Annotated in this window: 20 protein-coding genes; 15 read left to right on the forward strand and 5 right to left on the reverse strand. The window is 35.6% G+C overall.

What is annotated here, in order from left to right; translation table 11 throughout:
- Positions 1 to 114 precede the first annotated feature (114 nt).
- Genes GWI68_RS18715 through GWI68_RS18730 form a run of 4 tightly spaced genes read left to right on the forward strand, consistent with a single transcriptional unit; the run spans position 115 to position 6,243 of the window.
- On the forward strand, positions 115 to 1,233 hold the full coding sequence (locus tag GWI68_RS18715) for an AAA family ATPase (protein WP_166541265.1): 1,119 nt from the start codon (positions 115 to 117) through the stop codon (positions 1,231 to 1,233).
- Complete coding sequence (locus GWI68_RS18720; protein WP_166541266.1) at positions 1,230 to 1,655, forward strand: hypothetical protein; 426 nt, start codon at positions 1,230 to 1,232, stop codon at positions 1,653 to 1,655. The genes GWI68_RS18715 and GWI68_RS18720 overlap by 4 nt, the downstream gene beginning before the upstream one ends.
- A gap of 36 nt (positions 1,656 to 1,691) precedes the next feature.
- Positions 1,692 to 3,605 (forward strand): hypothetical protein, encoded by a 1,914-nt coding sequence (locus GWI68_RS18725; protein ID WP_166541267.1) that lies wholly within the window; start codon positions 1,692 to 1,694, stop codon positions 3,603 to 3,605.
- On the forward strand, positions 3,598 to 6,243 hold the full coding sequence (locus GWI68_RS18730; RefSeq protein ID WP_166541268.1) for a bpX6 domain-containing protein: 2,646 nt from the start codon (positions 3,598 to 3,600) through the stop codon (positions 6,241 to 6,243). Before GWI68_RS18725 ends, GWI68_RS18730 begins: the two co-directional genes overlap by 8 nt.
- Positions 6,244 to 6,277: 34 nt before the next feature.
- Here the strand turns inward: GWI68_RS18730 and GWI68_RS18735 are convergent, their stop codons facing one another.
- Positions 6,278 to 7,177: a LysR family transcriptional regulator gene (locus GWI68_RS18735; RefSeq protein ID WP_166541269.1), complete on the reverse strand. Its 900-nt coding sequence runs from the start codon at positions 7,175 to 7,177 to the stop codon at positions 6,278 to 6,280.
- A gap of 102 nt (positions 7,178 to 7,279) precedes the next feature.
- On the opposite strand from GWI68_RS18735, the gene GWI68_RS18740 reads away from it, so the two are divergent.
- From GWI68_RS18740 to GWI68_RS18760, 5 genes are all read left to right on the forward strand, one after another.
- Positions 7,280 to 7,750, forward strand: coding sequence for a DMT family transporter (locus GWI68_RS18740; RefSeq protein ID WP_166541270.1), 471 nt, complete (start codon positions 7,280 to 7,282; stop codon positions 7,748 to 7,750).
- A gap of 81 nt (positions 7,751 to 7,831) precedes the next feature.
- A complete protein-coding gene (locus GWI68_RS18745; protein WP_166541271.1) occupies positions 7,832 to 8,176 on the forward strand; it encodes a hypothetical protein in 345 nt (114 codons plus the stop codon).
- A gap of 106 nt (positions 8,177 to 8,282) precedes the next feature.
- Complete coding sequence (locus GWI68_RS18750; RefSeq protein ID WP_166541272.1) at positions 8,283 to 8,681, forward strand: hypothetical protein; 399 nt, start codon at positions 8,283 to 8,285, stop codon at positions 8,679 to 8,681.
- A 134-nt stretch (positions 8,682 to 8,815) separates the two neighbouring features.
- Positions 8,816 to 9,130: an antibiotic biosynthesis monooxygenase gene (locus GWI68_RS18755; protein ID WP_166541273.1), complete on the forward strand. Its 315-nt coding sequence runs from the start codon at positions 8,816 to 8,818 to the stop codon at positions 9,128 to 9,130.
- Between the two features lie 77 nt (positions 9,131 to 9,207).
- Complete coding sequence (locus GWI68_RS18760) at positions 9,208 to 9,912, forward strand: metalloregulator ArsR/SmtB family transcription factor (protein WP_166541274.1); 705 nt, start codon at positions 9,208 to 9,210, stop codon at positions 9,910 to 9,912.
- Positions 9,913 to 9,985: 73 nt separating this feature from the next.
- On the opposite strand, the gene GWI68_RS18765 is transcribed toward GWI68_RS18760, so the two are convergent.
- Complete coding sequence (locus tag GWI68_RS18765) at positions 9,986 to 10,531, reverse strand: hypothetical protein (protein WP_162556987.1); 546 nt, start codon at positions 10,529 to 10,531, stop codon at positions 9,986 to 9,988.
- A gap of 330 nt (positions 10,532 to 10,861) precedes the next feature.
- Here GWI68_RS18765 and GWI68_RS18770 point away from each other — a divergent pair, with 330 nt between their 5' ends.
- Positions 10,862 to 11,494 carry a hypothetical protein gene (locus GWI68_RS18770; protein WP_166541275.1) on the forward strand — a complete coding sequence of 211 codons (633 nt, stop codon included), beginning with the start codon at positions 10,862 to 10,864 and terminating at the stop codon, positions 11,492 to 11,494.
- A gap of 128 nt (positions 11,495 to 11,622) precedes the next feature.
- Here GWI68_RS18770 and GWI68_RS18775 read toward each other — a convergent pair whose 3' ends face one another.
- Together GWI68_RS18775 and GWI68_RS18780 are read right to left on the reverse strand one after the other, a co-directional pair.
- Positions 11,623 to 12,816: a serine hydrolase gene (locus GWI68_RS18775; RefSeq protein WP_166541276.1), complete on the reverse strand. Its 1,194-nt coding sequence runs from the start codon at positions 12,814 to 12,816 to the stop codon at positions 11,623 to 11,625.
- Between the two features lie 12 nt (positions 12,817 to 12,828).
- Entirely contained in the window at positions 12,829 to 13,197 is a 369-nt protein-coding gene (locus tag GWI68_RS18780) for a hypothetical protein (protein WP_166541277.1), read from the reverse strand.
- Positions 13,198 to 13,360: 163 nt separating this feature from the next.
- On the opposite strand from GWI68_RS18780, the gene GWI68_RS18785 reads away from it, so the two are divergent.
- Entirely contained in the window at positions 13,361 to 14,281 is a 921-nt protein-coding gene (locus GWI68_RS18785) for a LysR family transcriptional regulator (protein WP_166541278.1), read from the forward strand.
- A 267-nt stretch (positions 14,282 to 14,548) separates the two neighbouring features.
- Positions 14,549 to 14,905: a DUF4186 domain-containing protein gene (locus GWI68_RS18790; RefSeq protein ID WP_166541279.1), complete on the forward strand. Its 357-nt coding sequence runs from the start codon at positions 14,549 to 14,551 to the stop codon at positions 14,903 to 14,905.
- 264 nt (positions 14,906 to 15,169) lie between these two features.
- Here the strand turns inward: GWI68_RS18790 and GWI68_RS18795 are convergent, their stop codons facing one another.
- A complete protein-coding gene (locus GWI68_RS18795) occupies positions 15,170 to 15,571 on the reverse strand; it encodes a polyketide cyclase (protein ID WP_166541280.1) in 402 nt (133 codons plus the stop codon).
- 107 nt (positions 15,572 to 15,678) lie between these two features.
- Here GWI68_RS18795 and GWI68_RS18800 point away from each other — a divergent pair, with 107 nt between their 5' ends.
- From GWI68_RS18800 to dhaT, 3 genes are all read left to right on the forward strand, one after another.
- Positions 15,679 to 16,008, forward strand: coding sequence for a DHCW motif cupin fold protein (locus GWI68_RS18800; protein ID WP_166541281.1), 330 nt, complete (start codon positions 15,679 to 15,681; stop codon positions 16,006 to 16,008).
- 264 nt (positions 16,009 to 16,272) lie between these two features.
- Entirely contained in the window at positions 16,273 to 17,394 is a 1,122-nt protein-coding gene (locus tag GWI68_RS18805; protein ID WP_166541282.1) for a cupin domain-containing protein, read from the forward strand.
- A gap of 349 nt (positions 17,395 to 17,743) precedes the next feature.
- Complete coding sequence (dhaT, locus tag GWI68_RS18810; protein WP_088495650.1) at positions 17,744 to 18,907, forward strand: 1,3-propanediol dehydrogenase; 1,164 nt, start codon at positions 17,744 to 17,746, stop codon at positions 18,905 to 18,907.
- The last annotated feature ends 176 nt before the right edge of the window (positions 18,908 to 19,083 follow it).

The raw sequence follows: 19,083 nt of genomic DNA on the forward strand, positions 1-19,083 counted from the left end.
TTAAATTATAAAATCCCTTTTAATTTGAATTTAATTAAAAGGGTTGAGCCACAAAATAAAAGAACTCATAATAAATCCCACCCATCGTTAGACTTTTAATTGATACATAAAAATATGACATCACATATAAATGGAATTATTGATAGCATTCGTAAAGCTATACAATGCTCAACACAAGGTATGATTGGCCGTGAACAACTTGCTGAGTTAGTTGTTTTAGCTGCCGTTGCTCAGGAGCATTTGCTAGTTATTGGCCCTCCAGGAACGGCGAAAAGTGCTGTTGTACGTAGAGTTTCTCAAACATTGGGTGGGCGATATTTCGAATATCTTTTAGGGCGCTTTACCGAACCTTCTGAGCTATTTGGGGCGGTTGATCTCAAAAAACTCAAAGAAGGTAAAGTTGAAACCGATATCACAGGAATGTTACCTGAAGCAGATATCGTGTTTCTTGATGAGGTCTTTCTAGGATCGACTGCGATTTTAAACACCTTATTAGGTATTTTAAATGAACGCCGATTTAAACGTGGTCATACCGATATTATTAGTCCATTAAAAGTGTGTATTGGTGCTGCTAATAGTTTGCCTGATGATCCGAACCTTGCCGCATTCTCAGATCGCTTTCTTATTCATCTTTTTATAGATCCTGTACCCGATCACCAATTAGAAGCCATGCTTGAAGGCGGATGGGCCTCAAGTTTGACTCCACTTTCAGTGCAACTCGATATTATGCGATTAGATGAACTACACCTTGCAGTGAAAAATGTCGATTTAACACAAGTCAGACCGTTAATTGCGAATGCTGTGCGTTCATTAAGAAATGCAGGAATCACGCTTTCAGATAGACGTATTGTGCGTGTTCAGCGTCTTATTGCAGCGGCAACCGTACTCAATAATCGAGAGATTGCGACAGAGCAAGATCTCTGGCCTTTACTGTATGTACTGCCTACTGAAGATGCGCAACAACAAGGACGTGAAATCTTACGACAAGAACTTTCACTTTCAATGAATTCTCGGTTATTTAGCTCCGTAGAAGAGGCAACATTACAACCTCAATCTCGTATGAACCGTTTAATTGAAAGAGCAACAGATGTTCTAAATGCACAACCTGTTTCTAAAGCGGATATTGAACTGACGTTACGAGAAATAGATGCGAATTTTTCGACAGAGATGTTAAGTGAAGAGCTTGCCACATTACGTACCCAATTAGCGATACAGTTTAGTCACTTATTATGAGCCTAACATTTCCACTGACTTGGCAACCTAATGCAACGCCCACTAAACCACAAGGGGTGTTTGCAACAGGTGTAACGGCTAAACAGCTTATTGAGCGCATTATTCATTTACCTGATGTTCAGCAACAACGGCTAAAAGTGATCACCAGTCAACATCGGCTTATTGTGTTAGGAAAACAGACTGATTTACCTTGGGCTGAAAATATAACGCTGATCGCACCGTCTACTGAAACAGCAAAATTATGGCTCCCTATACATCAACAGCTTTTATTACCTAATGGGCTGGTGGAGCAAGCCTTAGTGCAACATTTTAAACGCCAACCACTATTACTTTTACCATCACCTCAAACGGTGATCCCTTTAGATAATCAGTGGACGTTAACACCAACGCTACGGGATACACTCACCCAATTGTGTTTTTAGTGAAATATAATGTGATACAAGGATCGGTTTATCATCATGTCATTACCCACAACACAACCCACCACGTTGCCCAAAGCGCTACAACCTTGGCAAACTTGGCTTAGCTGGTTAGATCCTGAATTAATTCCTGCCTTTTCTGATCTATTACAACGTCTAAGTCGTGCATTAGGTCCTGTACAGGGAAAGCAACTCGGTGGTTTACCTGAACAAGATGGTATAGGGCAAATACAGCGTAAAGGGGATTATCAGAACCTGCTACTTAGTGAATGGTTAATGGCTGATGAAGTGCCTGATGAATTTATGAGACGTGCCATTAATGCAGAACATCTCTTTTTGGCACCAAACTATAAATCCCAACAATCTTTAAATCAGATCACCGTACTTTTTGATACGGGTATTTCGCAACTAGGTGAATGCCGCTTAGTGCATATTGCAATGCTTATTATACTGGCACAACGGGCAGAAAAAGTGGGTTGCACATTAATGTGGGGAACGTTGCAATCAATCATTCCATTAATGCCGTTAAACAGCATTAATGATCTATACGAATTATTGACACGTCGGACTTATTCGCCTGTTTTAAACGAAAATATTACACATTGGCAAAACGTTATTGCTGAAGATTTTGATGTGCAAAACGGTGAGATTTGGTTAGTTACGGGCGCTCATCAACAATCTATATTAAAACAACTTATATTGAAACAGACTGCATCAAGTCATCATATCGAATTAATGGCAGATGATTGTTTCAATAAAACGATTGATGTCAAAATTCGCACGCCTCATTTTCAACGCCATATTGTATTGCCAACGCCACCTAAAGCATTAAGTTCACAATTATTGAAAGGGCAATTAAGACCGCCTTCCGTGCAAAATACACATCAACATGAACACAAAATATCACTAATGTTTTCACCCGTTATCTCATTTCATGGTAGTGCGGTTGGTGTCACTTTATTAGGTAAACCCGGATTAGTGGTTATTAAAATCCCACCGCTCAATAGATTAAATCCAAACAGTTCACTTAAAAAAACGTTTGTATACCAAATATATCCTGATGGTTACACTATTTTAGCGTTACAGTGTCATGGGAAAAAGGTAGGTGCATTACTTTCCAATAACAATGGCCTCTATTTTTGGCAATTACCCAAACTCTCTTATATACCTCGACCTTCCGATGAAGAGTTCTCTGCGGGTATTGGGCGAGGTAATACGCTTACCAGTGCTTATTTATCTAATCGAGAATATACCAGTTTATTTGTTCATGATAGAGCAAGGCGGTTAGTCGCTTTCTCATCCAATATTTATGCTGAAGAAAAAAATAGCTTTAAGATTGTTGAAGAGAAAGTCCTTGGCATAGAGAAAATAGCAGACAACCTACTTGTGTATATTTATCTCAATGGCAGTAGTGAATTAGTCCAAATGGTTACTGGTGCAGACTTTTCTCGAAATAAATACCAACATCGACTCTATTTTACTCAATTTATTTCCTATCAAAGAGCTGTCTTATTTGCTTATCGCCATAAATATACTGATGGTTCTAAATCCGTATCTTGCGCCATTTCATTAGGCACTAATCGACAAAGCTGGCATGTTTATAATATGGAAATTGATGAGGTTTATGGCTATCAAATAGATTTACCTCAAGGATGGCAAGGTATAGGGCTTTTTTATCCAACACTCGATGGCTCCTCAGAAGAAGATTTAACCACCTTAAATATTTTGATGATCAGCCCAAACAAACGAAATATTGCCAATTATTCAAAAGGTGAGATAGAAATCTTATATCGTGCAGATAATCCGTTTACACGTTACTCATTTAGCCCCTCTAAAGGCCTTTTTGCTGCATTAACGGATCATGCACAAGTCGTTGTTTATGATGTATACCAAAAACAATTACGCCTAAATCTGTATACCATTGCACAAGAAGGTGATATCCAAAATGCATAATGATTATATTCGTCATCCAATGTTATTAGGATATCGTCAAATCGAAGGTTTATGGCTGCCGAATGACTGGTTTAACGAGACTCAACGGCTGACTTATTTAATAAAATATTGGCAAGCTAATTGTCGTATTTATCGATTCGAACAAGGGGATGTTCTCTGTTTTACTGAAAATAAAACGGTGAATTGCTCATCCATTGAAGGATGGCCTTTAATTCGTTACGGTCGCCTTTATAGCACAGCACCTTTAGATAATGATGAGATAAAAAAACTGCCTTATGCAGATCTTGCTTTAGTTCGTAGTGGTGTTGTAACAACGCTTCTATTTTCACAAGCTGAACCTCTATCACTTGCTAATTATCTCGATATAAAAGAGATTAATTTTGAAGAAACAGATAACTACGCCAGTCTGTATGAAATAAAACCCCAAGCCTTGTCAGAAGAGAAAAATATTAGAACGATTATAGGTGACAATATTCCACTGGCAGATGATAAACAAAAACAATTTATAAAAACGGTATTTGAAAATACTTCGTCATCGTCTCAAACACAGACACCTCGCGTAAAAACGTCATTATCACTGACTCAGAAAATCATTAATAAACTTCTGACACCTCAAAATCATGAAGCTATGCCTTATTCGCCTGAAAAAACAATTCAATTATCCCCATGGCAACGCTGGCTAAATAAACTCTCAGTAAAAAGCGGCTTAGCGTCTGTAATGAGTAAACAGCAGGCTGATTACATTAAAAAAATGATGAAAATGTTTGAAGACGGTAATGTCGATCAAGCATTGCGCCATGGTATTCCGCTTAGTCAATATCAAGAAAACCAAGAAACAACGCCTTCACCTTATTTGGGGAGATTAAAAGGGCGAAATAAACTGGAAATATCAGCCAATCAACAAGGGCGTAAAAGTCTTTATTTTGGAGATGAACTGCAAAATTATTTAAAACAACTTTATCGTCAACAGTTTATAAAGCTAGATAAAGCTGGTTGTAATGAAGAAGCACTATTTGTTCTCGCTGAATTGTTACAAGAAAAAGAAGAAGCACTGAGTTATTTAGAAAGCTTTCAGCGCTATCAACATGCTGCGGAACTGGCGCGGATGTGGGGAATGCGGCCTGATCGTATTATTCGTTTATATTGCTTAGCGGGCGATATTGATTCTGCTGTTATTTATGCTCGCCTACACAATACTTTTTCCTACGTCATATTACAGTTACAAGAAAAACATCCTGATATTGCAGATAAAATGCGTGAAGAGTGGGCTGAATATCTGGTGGACTGTGAAGATTATTTACAAGCTATCGATATTATCTGGCAATTAAACAATGAGGACAGCCGCAATAAAGCTAAGCATTGGTTAGAAATTGCCTATCAAGCTGGTGGAGAATTAAGCCTACGCAGTCTTGTGAAATCAATATTTTTATTACCTGATACTTTCCATTTATATCAAGGTGATATTAAAAAGACATGTAACGATCCTCTTGCAACTATTCAACGCGCCATTTTAGCAAGAGAGCTATTAGCATTACCTAAGCAGACTAAATTAACAGAACAACTAATTAATCAACTTATTCGACCCATTATTGTTGATCAATATGGTGCTAATTCTGTGCTAGAAAAAAAAGAAATTAGCCAACTTATTCATAAAAGTACCAATAAACTATTAAAAACAGATATACCTCATAGTGATATTCCAGAGGCTAAACGCTATTCATTAGATGCGCAAAATCACTTTATTTCAGCGACTATTCCCGAACAAGGCCTTTACGCAATTTATGATGTGATTGCCTTAAGTGATCACCGATATCTTATTGCGTTAGGTGAATCTGGGGTATTATTAACCGATAAAGCAGGGAAAAAAATTTGGTATAATTTAACGCCAACTTATCATATTGTTATCGCAGAAAACCACCAAAGCGCTTTATTATTAGCACCTAGAGGCGATTATTTCCAAATTAATTCATTAGCAATCACAACACAGTCCATTCAAGAGCTTGGTACATTGAAATGCACTGTTTTTACTCGTATTTTTGATGGTGTTTTTTGGACTATTGCCATTAATAATACGGTACAGGTTGTTGATACTAAAGGTGACTTTAAAATCGTTTGGAATGTAGATACCTTGAATGGTGATGTTGTTGAGCTTCTGCGCCACAATGATACTGAGCATTGGCTAATTAATAGTGAACCCAAAGAACGCTGGTCGTATATTTTACCTGAACGTCGATTAACTCAACGAGAAAACCTGCCTCATCATTTAAATGAGGGATTAAAATATGATCTTATGTCTAACTCATATTATGGTGTAAAGCATGATAAATGCGTGCTCACATCAGCAAATTCACACTATACCCAACGTTTACAGCTGCCTAATACTCAATCTATTGAAGAACAGCAATCTTTTCATTTAACGTCAAGAACAGCGAAACTAATTGATTGGCAAAAAGATGAATTAACGATCTTTCGTTTATACAATAATAAAAATCACTGTAGCTTTGAATTAAAGTGGCCGACAAAATTTACACCCAGTTATCGTCATGAGTTTAACCAGTGGTATTTTTTCGATAACACAGGGCGTTTAGTGCATTTTAATTGGGATAATGGACGAGTAAATACATTGAGTTTGCTTTGAAAATAAAGACCAACCAAAAGAAGAATTTGATTTTTTATTCTTCTTTTAAAAGCGCCACAATGGTATTTCTTAACCAATTAAGCGCATTGTCATTATCACTACGTTGATGCCAGATCATCTGAAATTCTAATTCGGGAATATCAATGGGAGGGGCAAATATAGAAAATTTCTGGCGCATATCTTGAGGGATCGCTTTTTCAGCAATAGTTAATATTAAATCGGTATTTTCTAATAATTGAGGAGCAATTTGCCAATAAGGTACTGTAACCGCAATGCGGCGTTGTTGATGTATTAATTGAAGTTGATGGTCTATTTCATTGGCATCGAACGGTTTCATACTGACTAAAATATGGGGTGATAACAGCCATTCTGTTAGATTTATTGTTTTTTCGGGATACACCGTTTTATCGACCACACTGACCATTTTATCAGTAAAAATAGATTTTGAACGTAATGTATTATCGAAAATATTAAACACCCCAAATGCTAAATCTAAACTTCCTTCATTTAGCTTACTTTGCATTTCTTCTCGGCTACTGTGCCAAATTTTTAAATCAACATCAGGTGCATGAGTATGTAAATAATGAATTAACTTGGTTGAAATTAGCGTTGCACCATAATCAGACATCGCAATATTAAATCGTCTTTTACAATCCTTCGGCTGAAAGTCTTGTTGTGCAATAAGATTATCGAGTTGTTCCAATGCTTGAGTCAGCGGTTGATAAAGTGATTCCGCTTTACTGGTTAATTGATATTGCCCATTTTTTCTCACTAAAAGCGGATCTTGAAATAACTCTCTTAAGTTATTGAGAGTATGGCTTACCGTTGGCTGACTTTTATGTAATCGCTCTGCTGCACGACTCACATGGCGTTCTCGTAATAGATAAAAAAGAGTAACCAATTGATTTAAATCTAGTTTCCGTAAATTATTCATATCACGAATAGTGCCTTATAAAATTGTTCATTTCCTCAAAATAACATCATTGATTAACATCCCCTTAATTTATTTTCATCCGTAATTAATTAAGAGGTTATTATGTCAACACTTTCATTATCTGGGCTTTTACTTGCTGCTTTGGCTTTACTTGCTGGTGCAGTAGTGCCCATTCAAGCCGCCAGTAATGCTATATTAGCACGCCAATTAGGCCATCCTTTATGGGCAAGTGCAATATCGCTGTTAATCAGTATTGCGGTTTTAATTCCACTCTTATTTATTTTTAAAGTTCCTAAGCCTAATTTCAGCACTGAGCTTTTTAGTCAACCTATTTGGATCTGGTTTGGCGGTATTGCAGGTATGCTTTATTTAACGTCTGCTTTAATTCTAGTGCCTAAAATTGGTAGTACGACCTTTTTTGTGATGGTGATTGCAGGGCAACTGATTATTTCTGCTTTAATTGAACAATTTGGTTGGTTTGGTATGAGCCAAAACTCTATTCCATTGAGTAAGATCTTAGGGATTGGTTTGGTTATTTTAGGGGTTTTATGTGTCCAATTCTCACGAAAATAAGACTAAGTTATAGTGCAGATCTCTATAAACGTTGTACGCTATTAGTAATAATTTGCTGTTAAATTTACTGAGAGTCTATATATGTTGCAAAAAGATCACCAATACCACCTAACAGATCTTATATTGGCAATGAAACAAATTGAGTCGCGAGATGATAATTTTTGTTTATACGGCGAAGATGATATTGAAGATAAATTAAAAATAGGGCAGCAGTATTTTATTGCAGATTATCCTGACGTTGATGATAGCGATAACGAAATCTACCCAAATATTGTACAAATGAATCATCTCGTTTATTTATATTCTGGTCAGCAGTTTGCGGATGTTATTGATTTAGCATTAGAACAAAAACCATCTGCAACATTAGATGATTTAGTTAATGCACTTAACTATTATTCAGAGCATGATGATTTTATGGATCTTTAATTATCTTAGAGCCTCGGCCACAAGGCACAGCATTAAGTACACCTTAAGTCAGTGGTCTTTGCTATCTCGATGATGGTCACTTATCTATGTGGAGAGGATTGATAAAATGGCTAAGGTTCCCTTAAAAAATAGATTATGGTTTAACTATGTAATTTGTATAATTTTTTTTGTATTCACAAGATATATTTTGCAGATTATAACTAACTATATATTTAAAGATCCTCAACCAGGCGTGGAAATGCTGTATCTTGTAAACATTATCTTTTATGTTTTATTATTTTTTTGTGGTTGTTTAGCTGGTTATTTAATAAATAAACGAACCATTCTGCATGCTTCATTAGCTCCTGCTATCGCTATTATGTTTACTATTCCTCTTATGGGAATAAATTTAAGTAATTATACAGGACTTATCTATCTATTAATACTTGGCACTGTTATAGGTGGAATTGGAGGTGCAACAGCATTATTAGTGAAAAAACTTTGTCAATCACATCAGAAGATTTAGTTTCATCAGAAGATGTTCATAGTATCTTTCTGCTTTATTTTACAAATCGATAATTGCTCTCATTTCAACAATGAGCGAAGTGTTGTTTATTTTTTATCAATACACTCACTATAAACCAATAAAGGAGAGCACTAATGATTGCCGTGATATTTGAAGTAAAAATTAAACTAGGAAAACAGGATCGTTATTTATCTTTAGCTGCCGATTTAAAACCATTACTAACAGATGTTGAGGGGTTTATTTCAATAGAGCGTTTTCAAAGTTTATCAACCGAAGGAAAATTATTATCACTTTCTTGGTGGGAAAATGAAGAAGCTGTTTTGCAATGGAAGAAAAATATTTCACATAAAAGTGCGCAACAAGAAGGTCGAGAGTCTATTTTCGATTTCTATAAAATTAGTATTGCTTCTTTGGCCCGCGAATATTCATTTGATACAGAAAGTCTGTAATTAAATAGGCTCTCGATCTTGCTACAATAACGTTATTACACCATTCATGACATGCTACTAAAAGGCTCAATTTTTAAATGGCTAAATCTGAGATAAAATCGGAATATCAGCACACGGTAGAATCCGCAATAGCTACTGTTGGTGCAGCGATATCTGATATTTCTAGAGTCAAAATACTTTGTGCATTGATGGATGGAAGGGCGTGGACAGCTACTGAGTTGGGTGTTGTGGCTGATATTTCTGCTTCTACAGCCAGTAGCCATTTATCAAAATTACTGAATAGTGGTCTAATTTCTGTAATATCCCAAGGTAAATATCGTTATTTCCGATTAGCTAACGATGAAATTGCAAAAGTTATTGAAAAATTAATGAGCTTTTCAACTGACCATATTTCACAAGCAAAAATAACAACACCTAAAAATCTAAGAAAAGCAAGAACTTGTTATAATCATTTAGCAGGTGAAGTGGCCGTTAATATTTATGATTCTCTTTGCCAGCAAAAATGGATAACAGAAGACGGCTGTGCTATTACAACGCTAGGTATTGAGCGATTTAAAAATATGGGTATTGAATTTCAAGCAAAGCATTCACACAATATTTGCTGTCCATGTTTGGATTGGAGTGAACGTCGTTTTCATTTGGGTGGGAAAATGGGTACTGCTTTTCTTCATTATGCAGAAGCGCAAGCGTGGTTAACACGACATCAAGGATATAGAGAAGTGACTATCAGCGAGAAAGGTTATAAAGCGTTGATGTTCTACTTTAATATAAAAAAGGAATAACGCGAATTTGAGTTATAAAACAAAAAACCGGCTTTCACTAATAATAAAAAGCCGGTAGCTTAATTAAATTAGATTATTTTAAGATTTTAACCTTACCATCTAACACCTGACCTTTGTTAATAACTTTTCCGTTTTCATCATATTGAGTAATGACGCCAATAAGAGCTCTGTTCTCCATATATCCCTGCAAATTAACGTTATTTTTAGGTGTGTTATGATAATATTTAAAAGCACCATGAGGTAAGCCATTACGCATAGCGATTTCACTGTATATGTTACCATTAGTCTGATAACTTTTTACCACACCATTAACTTCACAATTTTTCAATGGTATGACCATTTGTAGTTTACCATTTTCATAATAAGCATTAACGTAACGGTCATAACAACCTTTAGTTACCCATGACTTATATTTTAATTGCCCACCTGGATAATAACGTAAATATTCACCATCTTTTGTTCCTGGCGGTATAGCTGGCACTTTTAGTTTAGTGGTATTTTCCATCAACTTTACATTACTCAGTGACATTTCTGGATTACTACCTAAGCTAAAAAGGAAGGCAGAACAACCAGAGAGCAAGAGTGTTGAACTCAAGATCAAAGCAAGTACAATTCTCATATTCATCCTCGCACAATATAAATAAAAATAATTAATTTCCGTTTATAAATATTTATTTTCACATTAAATATATGTATCAGCGTAAAGTAGGCTAATTGAATTGAATATAGGAAATAACTGACACTAGCGTGTTTTTTTTGTGATTTTTAGGTCATTAACAATAGAATTAAACAAATCCGACTAGTAAGTTGATAACAGGCTCACACTTAAATAAATATTCTTTATTTTTATGTTTATAATATAGTTATGAAACTTATTCCTTTAATGATTAGTTATGATAAATCATAAAAATATCACCCAATATGTTAGTGAAGTATAAGAGGTAATCATATGACTAAAAATTTTGGTGTTTTTACTCTAATGCTATTTTTTTCGTTAAACGTTGGAGCCAAGCAAACTAATACATCTGATCTCGCCATCCATCAACAAAAAGAGAGCGAAAGCATAAATAAACAATTTACGGCTGATGATAGGAAAATTATTTTAGATATCCTTGCTCAAATTCTTAACGTTATGAATAAAGAAAAAGAATTAACGGAAGCAGAACCTCTATTTGGTAGATATATTCATGTTGAGCCTAAAATGGGAATTTTAAAATGGATGCGTTATAACAATAAACTTGCTTCCACAAATTTTTATAGAAAAAATAGGGAATTAGGGTGGATTTATGCCAGTTTGTCATTAGATATAAATAATTTCACTATCACAGACTTTAAGCAAAATGATTTTGACTCACTCGATTTAGCTTTTGATAGTATCTTTGAAGATACTTATGTTGCGATCAAAGCGCCCAATGGAATGCGTTTGAAAGAATTAACAAATTTACCATCTTACATTTATAGGTTTAGATTTAAATCCAATAATAAAATTAGGCTGGAATTTAGGGTATTTCCGGAAATGATGAACATGAACGAAAAATTCCCTCGAAATTTCACATCTGTTTCAATTTATAAAGAAGAATAGAGAGGGTATTGCTTGTAATATTTCAACTTATAATTTATGTAATATTACTTCCCTCTAAATCTCAATTTTTCAAATTAAACGGTAAAGCCAGATCACGATGAATACCGTTTAATTATATTCTTTATTTTTTACGAGTTGATAACAACCTTAATGTCTTCAATTAGCTTATCTATTATTTGCAAGATAAAATCCCAAATATTATTAAAAAAATTACCTTTTTCAATACGTTCGGTGGAAATTAATTCTTTTGTTGCTATTTGTTTATCATCAACAAGAAATTCAGCATAGCCAACAACATCTCCTTTATTAATAGGGGCTGAAATATAGTTATCGTTAAATATAAAGTTAATTTTTATTTTATCTATATCTTTCTTTTTTATATCTATCGCAGTACCTTCGGGATAAGTCACTTGCATTTCTGTTTTATCACCGTACCAAACTCGCACAGGTATGGTATTTGTAAGATCTGGTTTATAAACAGTGTAATTATCGAACCCCCAAGACAGTAATTTATCCGCCTCATTAAATCTTGTTGCGGATGAATCTGCATCTAATACAACAGCAATATATCTAATATGATTGTTTGTGGCTGATGAAACAATATGATATTTATTATAGGATGTTGTTCCTGTTATTAATCCATCAACATCAAGTTTGCTTTGATATAAAAGTTTATTGCGATTGTACTGCTTAATTCCATTATGTGAGAACGTAGCCTCTTTATATAATTGGTAATCATTAGGCGAATCTTTAATTAATTGTTTGGCTAAATATGCCATATCTGAGGCAGAAGTGTATTGATTACCTGCATTTAATCCATGTACATTTTGAAAAATAGAATTTGTCATGCCAATATCTTTGGCGGTTTTATTCATTAATTCAACAAAGCCATCTTGACTATTGGCCATATACTTCGCGAGTGCAATTGCGGCATCATTAGCGGATTGGATCATTAATCCTTTTTTCAGAGAAGCCACATCGACCTGTTCACCAGCCTTAAGAAACATTAATGGCGAACCATTTAAAACGGGATTAGCATAAGCCCATGCTTCTTTATCTATAATAACGACATCTTCATTTTTGATATAACCTAATGATGTTGATTTTGCTACCAAATATGATGTCATTAATTTGACTAAACTTGCTGGTTCAATATGTTTTGTCCCTTCTTGTCCAACTAATATTTCTCCTGTTTCATAAGACATTAGCACCCAACTACCAGCAGAAATAATCGGCTTTTCTTCATTAGCATAAAGTGTCGTGGCAGAGATTAGGGCGATTAAAGGAATAGCAATTATAGGGGTGATTATCTTTTTATTCATAGTATTCAGTTTTTATTTAACAATGGGAAGGTTAGTGATCGAGATATTTTTAGATTTCACTGACTGACATTGGATACGTTCTCCATCATGAAACATAATCAGATGAAACTGGCTATTATCTATTTGATTAATATACATATCTCCATTTAAAAAAGGGTATAGGCTATATTTCACACCATTTATCATTTTTGTTTGCGAGCCTGGTGATACATAAAATTCATTATTATTTTTCAGTGTGCTGATTTTGTAATTAGTATGAAAAATAATAACTTCCCCTTTATTCATACAATCCAGTGTGATTTCCTTCATGGCATATGAAGCACTGCATAAAAAGCAACAAGAGAAAGATATTAATAATAGTAATATCTTATATTGGTACATTACGTATTCCTGTTTATTACTTAGAACAAATAGTGATTTCATTACTACTTGTTTATTATGAAAATATTTTTCAATAATAGATAAAATGAATCTCTATGTGAAAGTTGTTATTATGATGAAGATATAGCCTAAAATCTTCAACAGTAAATAGAGACTATCTAATATGAATAAAATTGATATCGAGTCAGTTGATTTAAATTTAATGAAAATATTTGAAGCGCTATTTGAAGAAGGTAGTGCGACAAGGGCCGCAATTAGGCTAGGTTTAACTCAATCTGCGGTTAGTGCATCATTATCAAAATTAAGAGTTATTTTTCACGATCCTCTATTTGAAAGAACAGGAAGGGGGTTAAAACCTTCGCCATACGCTAATGAGTTAGCGCCGATAATCGAGAGCGCATTAAGTCAATGTCGTTTAGTGGTAGCTTATGCTGTACCCAAAAATTATTTTGAAGGAAGAACCATTACGATTGGATTATCAGATGATTATGAAATTTCGATTGGTAAGCAGCTATTAGATACAATTAATGATGCATTACCAGGAATTCATGTTATTTATCGGCAAACACACTCGCGTGTTGTACAGGATATGCTCTTACAGCATCAAATTGATTTAGCCATAACTGCCGGCGGTATAGCATCTCATCTCATAAAAATACATCGTTTAGGCAAAGGTAATTATCTTTGCATTACAGATAAAAAAAATCCATTACCTCAAACTATTGAACAATATGCCGATTATCCTCATTTATTAGTGTCGTCTGGGGGATTTGTGGGGGTAGTGGATGAGGCACTAAAACCATTAGGACTAAAGCGAAAGATAAAGGTTTCTACGACACATTTTTCTGCTGTACCATTTTTGCTATCAGGTAATTATTTATTAACAACCATTCCATCTCATGCTGCATTAGCCATTGCTAAATTAACAGGAATGGTCGTGTTTGAACCGCCAGTTAATATGCCTTGTTACGAATTAATGATAGGTAATCGTATTGGAGGAAAACATGATGATGTTATCGATAAGATTAAAAAACTGATCATTGAAACATGTTCTACCTCTGAGTATCTAACGCTAAATATATAAAAATATTGATAAAGATCGAATGTTCGTGCTGAACCATCTATTATTCGACGCTACAACTATTACTTTGATGACTTTGTCAGAAATATATGATGAGTGAACAGGTAAGGGTACTTATCCAATGAAGCGTTTTATTCTCTTCATGGTGATAGGAGATAACCACATTTAGTAATTTTATCTACCATCAATGTTTGGGTAATAAACTAAAACATATGTGATTGTAAGCTATGTACTATAAGCGTACGATCATTGTTTTAGGTGGAAAATTTAATGAATAATGTAGATCTTTTATTTAACAGATTATCCAAATCAACTTTTCGACAAAAGTTTAAATTAGGGCCAAAAGAGCGACAATACTGTATTGATAAAGGCCCTGATACTATCGATCAACACGCTTTAGATTTTATTCAAAAACGCTTAGCTGCTGAAGAACCCAAAAATGATGGTAAGCAAACTCCAATGCGAGGACATCCTGTGTTTATTGCTCAGCATGCCACGGCGACTTGTTGTCGAGGATGTTTAAAAACCTGGCATGGTATAGAAAAACATCGTCAATTAACGGATGAAGAGCAAACATATATTGTTCAAATAATTCATCGTTGGCTAGTTAATCAAATGAATTCTTAAATTAATCAATAGAGTTAGATAATACGTTTCTTAACACGTATCTGAGGCAAGAGGGTTTTAAAAGCTAAATCCTTGAAAGGATCCATCTCATGAAGTTATTGGTTATTGGTTATTGGTTATTGGTTATTGGTTATTGGTTATTGGTTATTGGTTATTATATTCAATTTAACATAATATACATTATGCGAATCTTGGTGTCTAAATACAGATAGGCTCTTAAATCTCTGTTTTGGTCTGGTTGATTTATGTTGGTTCATTCTTAACTTAAGGCTTATTCGCCAATGCTTTTTCTAGGTCTTGAATATAGGTTTTCTGTCTTTTCTTCAGATACCACTTCACTAAAGGTTTTAAGAAAATCTTTTTGGATATCACGACTTCCGTAAAGTCGATTTCAGTAATTCCATTATCAGAGGTAAAAACACCCATCCAATGACCTTTGATGTTTTCATTTTCCATATCAAACTCCCATCGTTGATATGGCACTTTAGCTGTTACCGTAAATATGGTCGAATAACCATCTTTGGTGTGTTCAATAAATTTATGATCGTTTATCACTTCAATACTGCGTAAATCACTTCGCCATTGATAATTTTCTGTCAATGTAATCACTTGCCATAATTTTTCAATATCACACTGAAACGTCGCTTTTATATTTAGTGTTGCCATAAATTACCTCTGAGTCATCTTTTCTGCTTATTATATATTTTTACTTGCTAATATAATGTATTGTTAGCAAGCTTAGTGTCCTCAAAATCAATAAATAGGAAGAACAAATGAAAATGGCTAACATCCCTTTTGGTATAACTGATTGGAGCCGTATAGAGCCAGAAACTCATGCGGGAGAACAAGGTTTTGCGCTTTGGCGTACGGCCACATTTGGTGATATCAGAGTTCGCATGGTTGAATATTCAGCGGGTTATCTTGCGGATCATTGGTGTTTAAAAGGGCATATTTTATTATGTTTAGAGGGTGAACTACACTCTGAGCTTGATGACGGGCAAACCTTCGTATTGACACCGGGGATCAGCTATCAGGTCGGTGATAATGCCGAAGCACATCGTTCATCAACGGCTCTTGGGGCAAAGTTATTTATTGTTGATTGAAGTACAACAAGGATAGAAAGGCAGCTTGGGTCAGTCTGGTTCAAGCTTTACATTTTATTTTGTATATTTTTATTTCAGTAATTTCATTATTAGAAGTAAAATCCCCTACCCAATTTCCCTCTCAATTACCATTTTCCATATCAAACTCCCATCTCTGATCTTATTCCGATAAGAGTTATTGACTGGCATTTGATGCCAAACAAAAATATAACCACACATTACTTCTATAATTACCAGCTTATTCCTTTACACAGATGTGGTCACATGGTTAACAAACTGAATCTTAACTGGCCTGAATTTTTAGAAAAATACTGGCAAAAAAAACCTGTTGTATTGAAAAATGCATTTCCTAATTTTGTCGATCCTATTACTCCAGATGAATTAGCTGGTTTGGCAATGGAGCCAGAAGTTGACAGTCGTCTTGTCAGCCTCACAGACAACAAATGGCAGGCAAGCCATGGTCCATTTGAAGATTACAGCGAATTAGGCGAAAAAGGATGGTCACTACTGGTACAGGCTGTCAACCATTGGCATATGCCGTCAGCTGAGTTGGTGAAACCATTCCGTGTGTTGCCAGAATGGCGTCTTGATGATCTAATGATCTCCTATTCAGTACCCGGAGGTGGTGTCGGACCACATATTGATAACTATGATGTTTTTATCATTCAAGGAATGGGTCGTCGTCGCTGGCGTGTAGGTGATGCCCTACCAATGCGCCAGTTCTGCCCTCATCCTGCATTACTGCATGTTGATCCATTTGAGCCCATTATTGATGTAGAAATGGCACCGGGAGATATTCTGTATATTCCACCTGGATTCCCTCACGATGGCTTCACTTTCGAAGATACCATGAACTATTCTGTCGGCTTTCGTGGACCAAATGGCCGTGATTTGCTGAGCAGTTTTGCAGATTACGCACTGGAACAAGATCTAGGTGGAATAAATTATAGCGATCCTAATCTGACAGTACGCGACAATGCAGGAAGAATGGAAGCTCACGAAGTTGAACGCCTACGCGCCATGATGATTGAAATGATCAATAAACCTGGTGATTTTGAACAATGGTTAGGTCGTTTTGCTACCACTCCACGCCATGAACTGGACATTGCCCCTGCAGAACCACCATATCAGCCAGAAGAAGTATTAAGCGCGCTGAATGATGGTGAAAAATTGATCCGACTAAGCGGACTGCGCGTCCTACATATCGAAGATAATTTCTTTGTGAATACAGAAGTTTGGGCTACCAAAGAAACAAAAGGCGCAGATGCGCTGTGTCAGTTTACGGAAGTTGGAGCAGATGAACTCGGTGAAGCATTGATGGTTCCAGCCTTCGTTGCAGAATTAACCGAATTTATCAATCAAGGATATTGGTACTTCGACGAATAAACAACGCTTACCACATATAACATAATAAAACACCTGCTTGCGGGTGTTTTATCGTCTACGCATTCCTTTTACCTTATACCTCAAGCTATTTGGTTTTAGCTTAAAGTTCCTAATATTGCTTCTTATATTCCTTTTTTTGCCAAGATATTTAGAAACTCTAGCAGAGATTAGATGGATCACCTTTCCTCAAAGAAAGCATATCCTGTTGACTTATATCAAACCAACCAAAGTTAAACGAATCGATTCACCTCATTGATGAGCTACCTCTCTTGACTTAACAACCAATGAGGTGAGAATGCACTAATACTTTAATTTATCTGAATAATAATCTGATATTGGAAGGTTTATCATGAGCTATCGTATGTTTGATTACTTGGTACCGAATGTTAACTTTTTTGGTCCTGGTGCTATCTCTGTTGTTGGCGAACGTTGCAAATTATTGGGGGGTAAAAAAGCCCTGCTGGTAACGGATAAAGGCCTAAGAGCAATAAAAGATGGCGCCGTAGATAAAACTATTGGTTATCTAAAAGAAGCGGGTATTGATGTTGTCGTATTTGATGGCACAGAGCCTAACCCAAAAGACACTAATGTGCTTGAAGGTCTTGCAATGTTCCGTAAAGAACAATGTGACATGATAATTACAGTAGGTGGCGGTAGTCCACATGACTGTGGTAAAGGTATCGGTATTGCAGCTACTCATGAAGGTGATCTTTACAATTATGCAGGTATTGAAACACTAACAAATCCACTGCCACCTATTATTGCCGTAAATACTACTGCTGGTACAGCAAGTGAAGTCACCCGCCACTGTGTTCTGACCAACACAAAAACTAAAGTCAAATTCGTTATTGTGAGCTGGCGTAATCTCCCTTCCGTTTCTATTAACGATCCTCTGTTAATGATTGGTAAACCAGCAGGACTGACTGCCGCAACCGGTATGGATGCGTTAACTCACGCAGTTGAAGCTTATATTTCTAAAGATGCAAACCCCGTCACTGACGCTTCAGCTATTCAAGCAATCCGTTTAATTTCTCGTAACTTGCGTCAAGCCGTAGCCTTGGGGACAAACCTAAAAGCTCGTGAAAATATGGCTTATGCTTCACTTTTAGCAGGAATGGCATTTAATAACGCTAACCTTGGTTACGTTCATGCAATGGCTCACCAATTAGGTGGTTTATATGATATGCCTCATGGCGTAGCTAATGCGGTGCTATTACCACATGTACTGCGTTATAACCTGATTGCTAATCCAGAAAAATTTGCTGATATTGCTGAATTTATGGGTGAAAATATCACAGGGTTATCAGTGATGGATGCAGCAGAGCGCGCTATTGCAGCTATCGCTCGCCTATCTGCGGATATTGGTATTCCGCAACATTTAGGTGAATTAGGTGTGAAAGAGTCTGATTTTCCATATATGGCAGAAATGGCACTTAAAGACGGTAATGCATTCTCTAATCCTCGTAAAGGTAATGAAAAAGAGATCATTGAGATTTTCCGTCAAGCATTCTAATTTTTCTGAAAAATACCCGTCAGCTATGTTTTCTGTTGGCGGGTTTTTTAATGATATTTTATCTGTTTCTACTAGCCTGTATATTTAACTCATTAATATATAAAAATATATGTATATTATGTTTATAATAAGAGATAAATTAACGACTGTTTTATTTTCTTTTACAGGGAAATTCA

It is taken from the genome of Proteus sp. G2669 (genome assembly GCF_009915245.1).
Lineage (GTDB): Bacteria > Pseudomonadota > Gammaproteobacteria > Enterobacterales > Enterobacteriaceae > Proteus.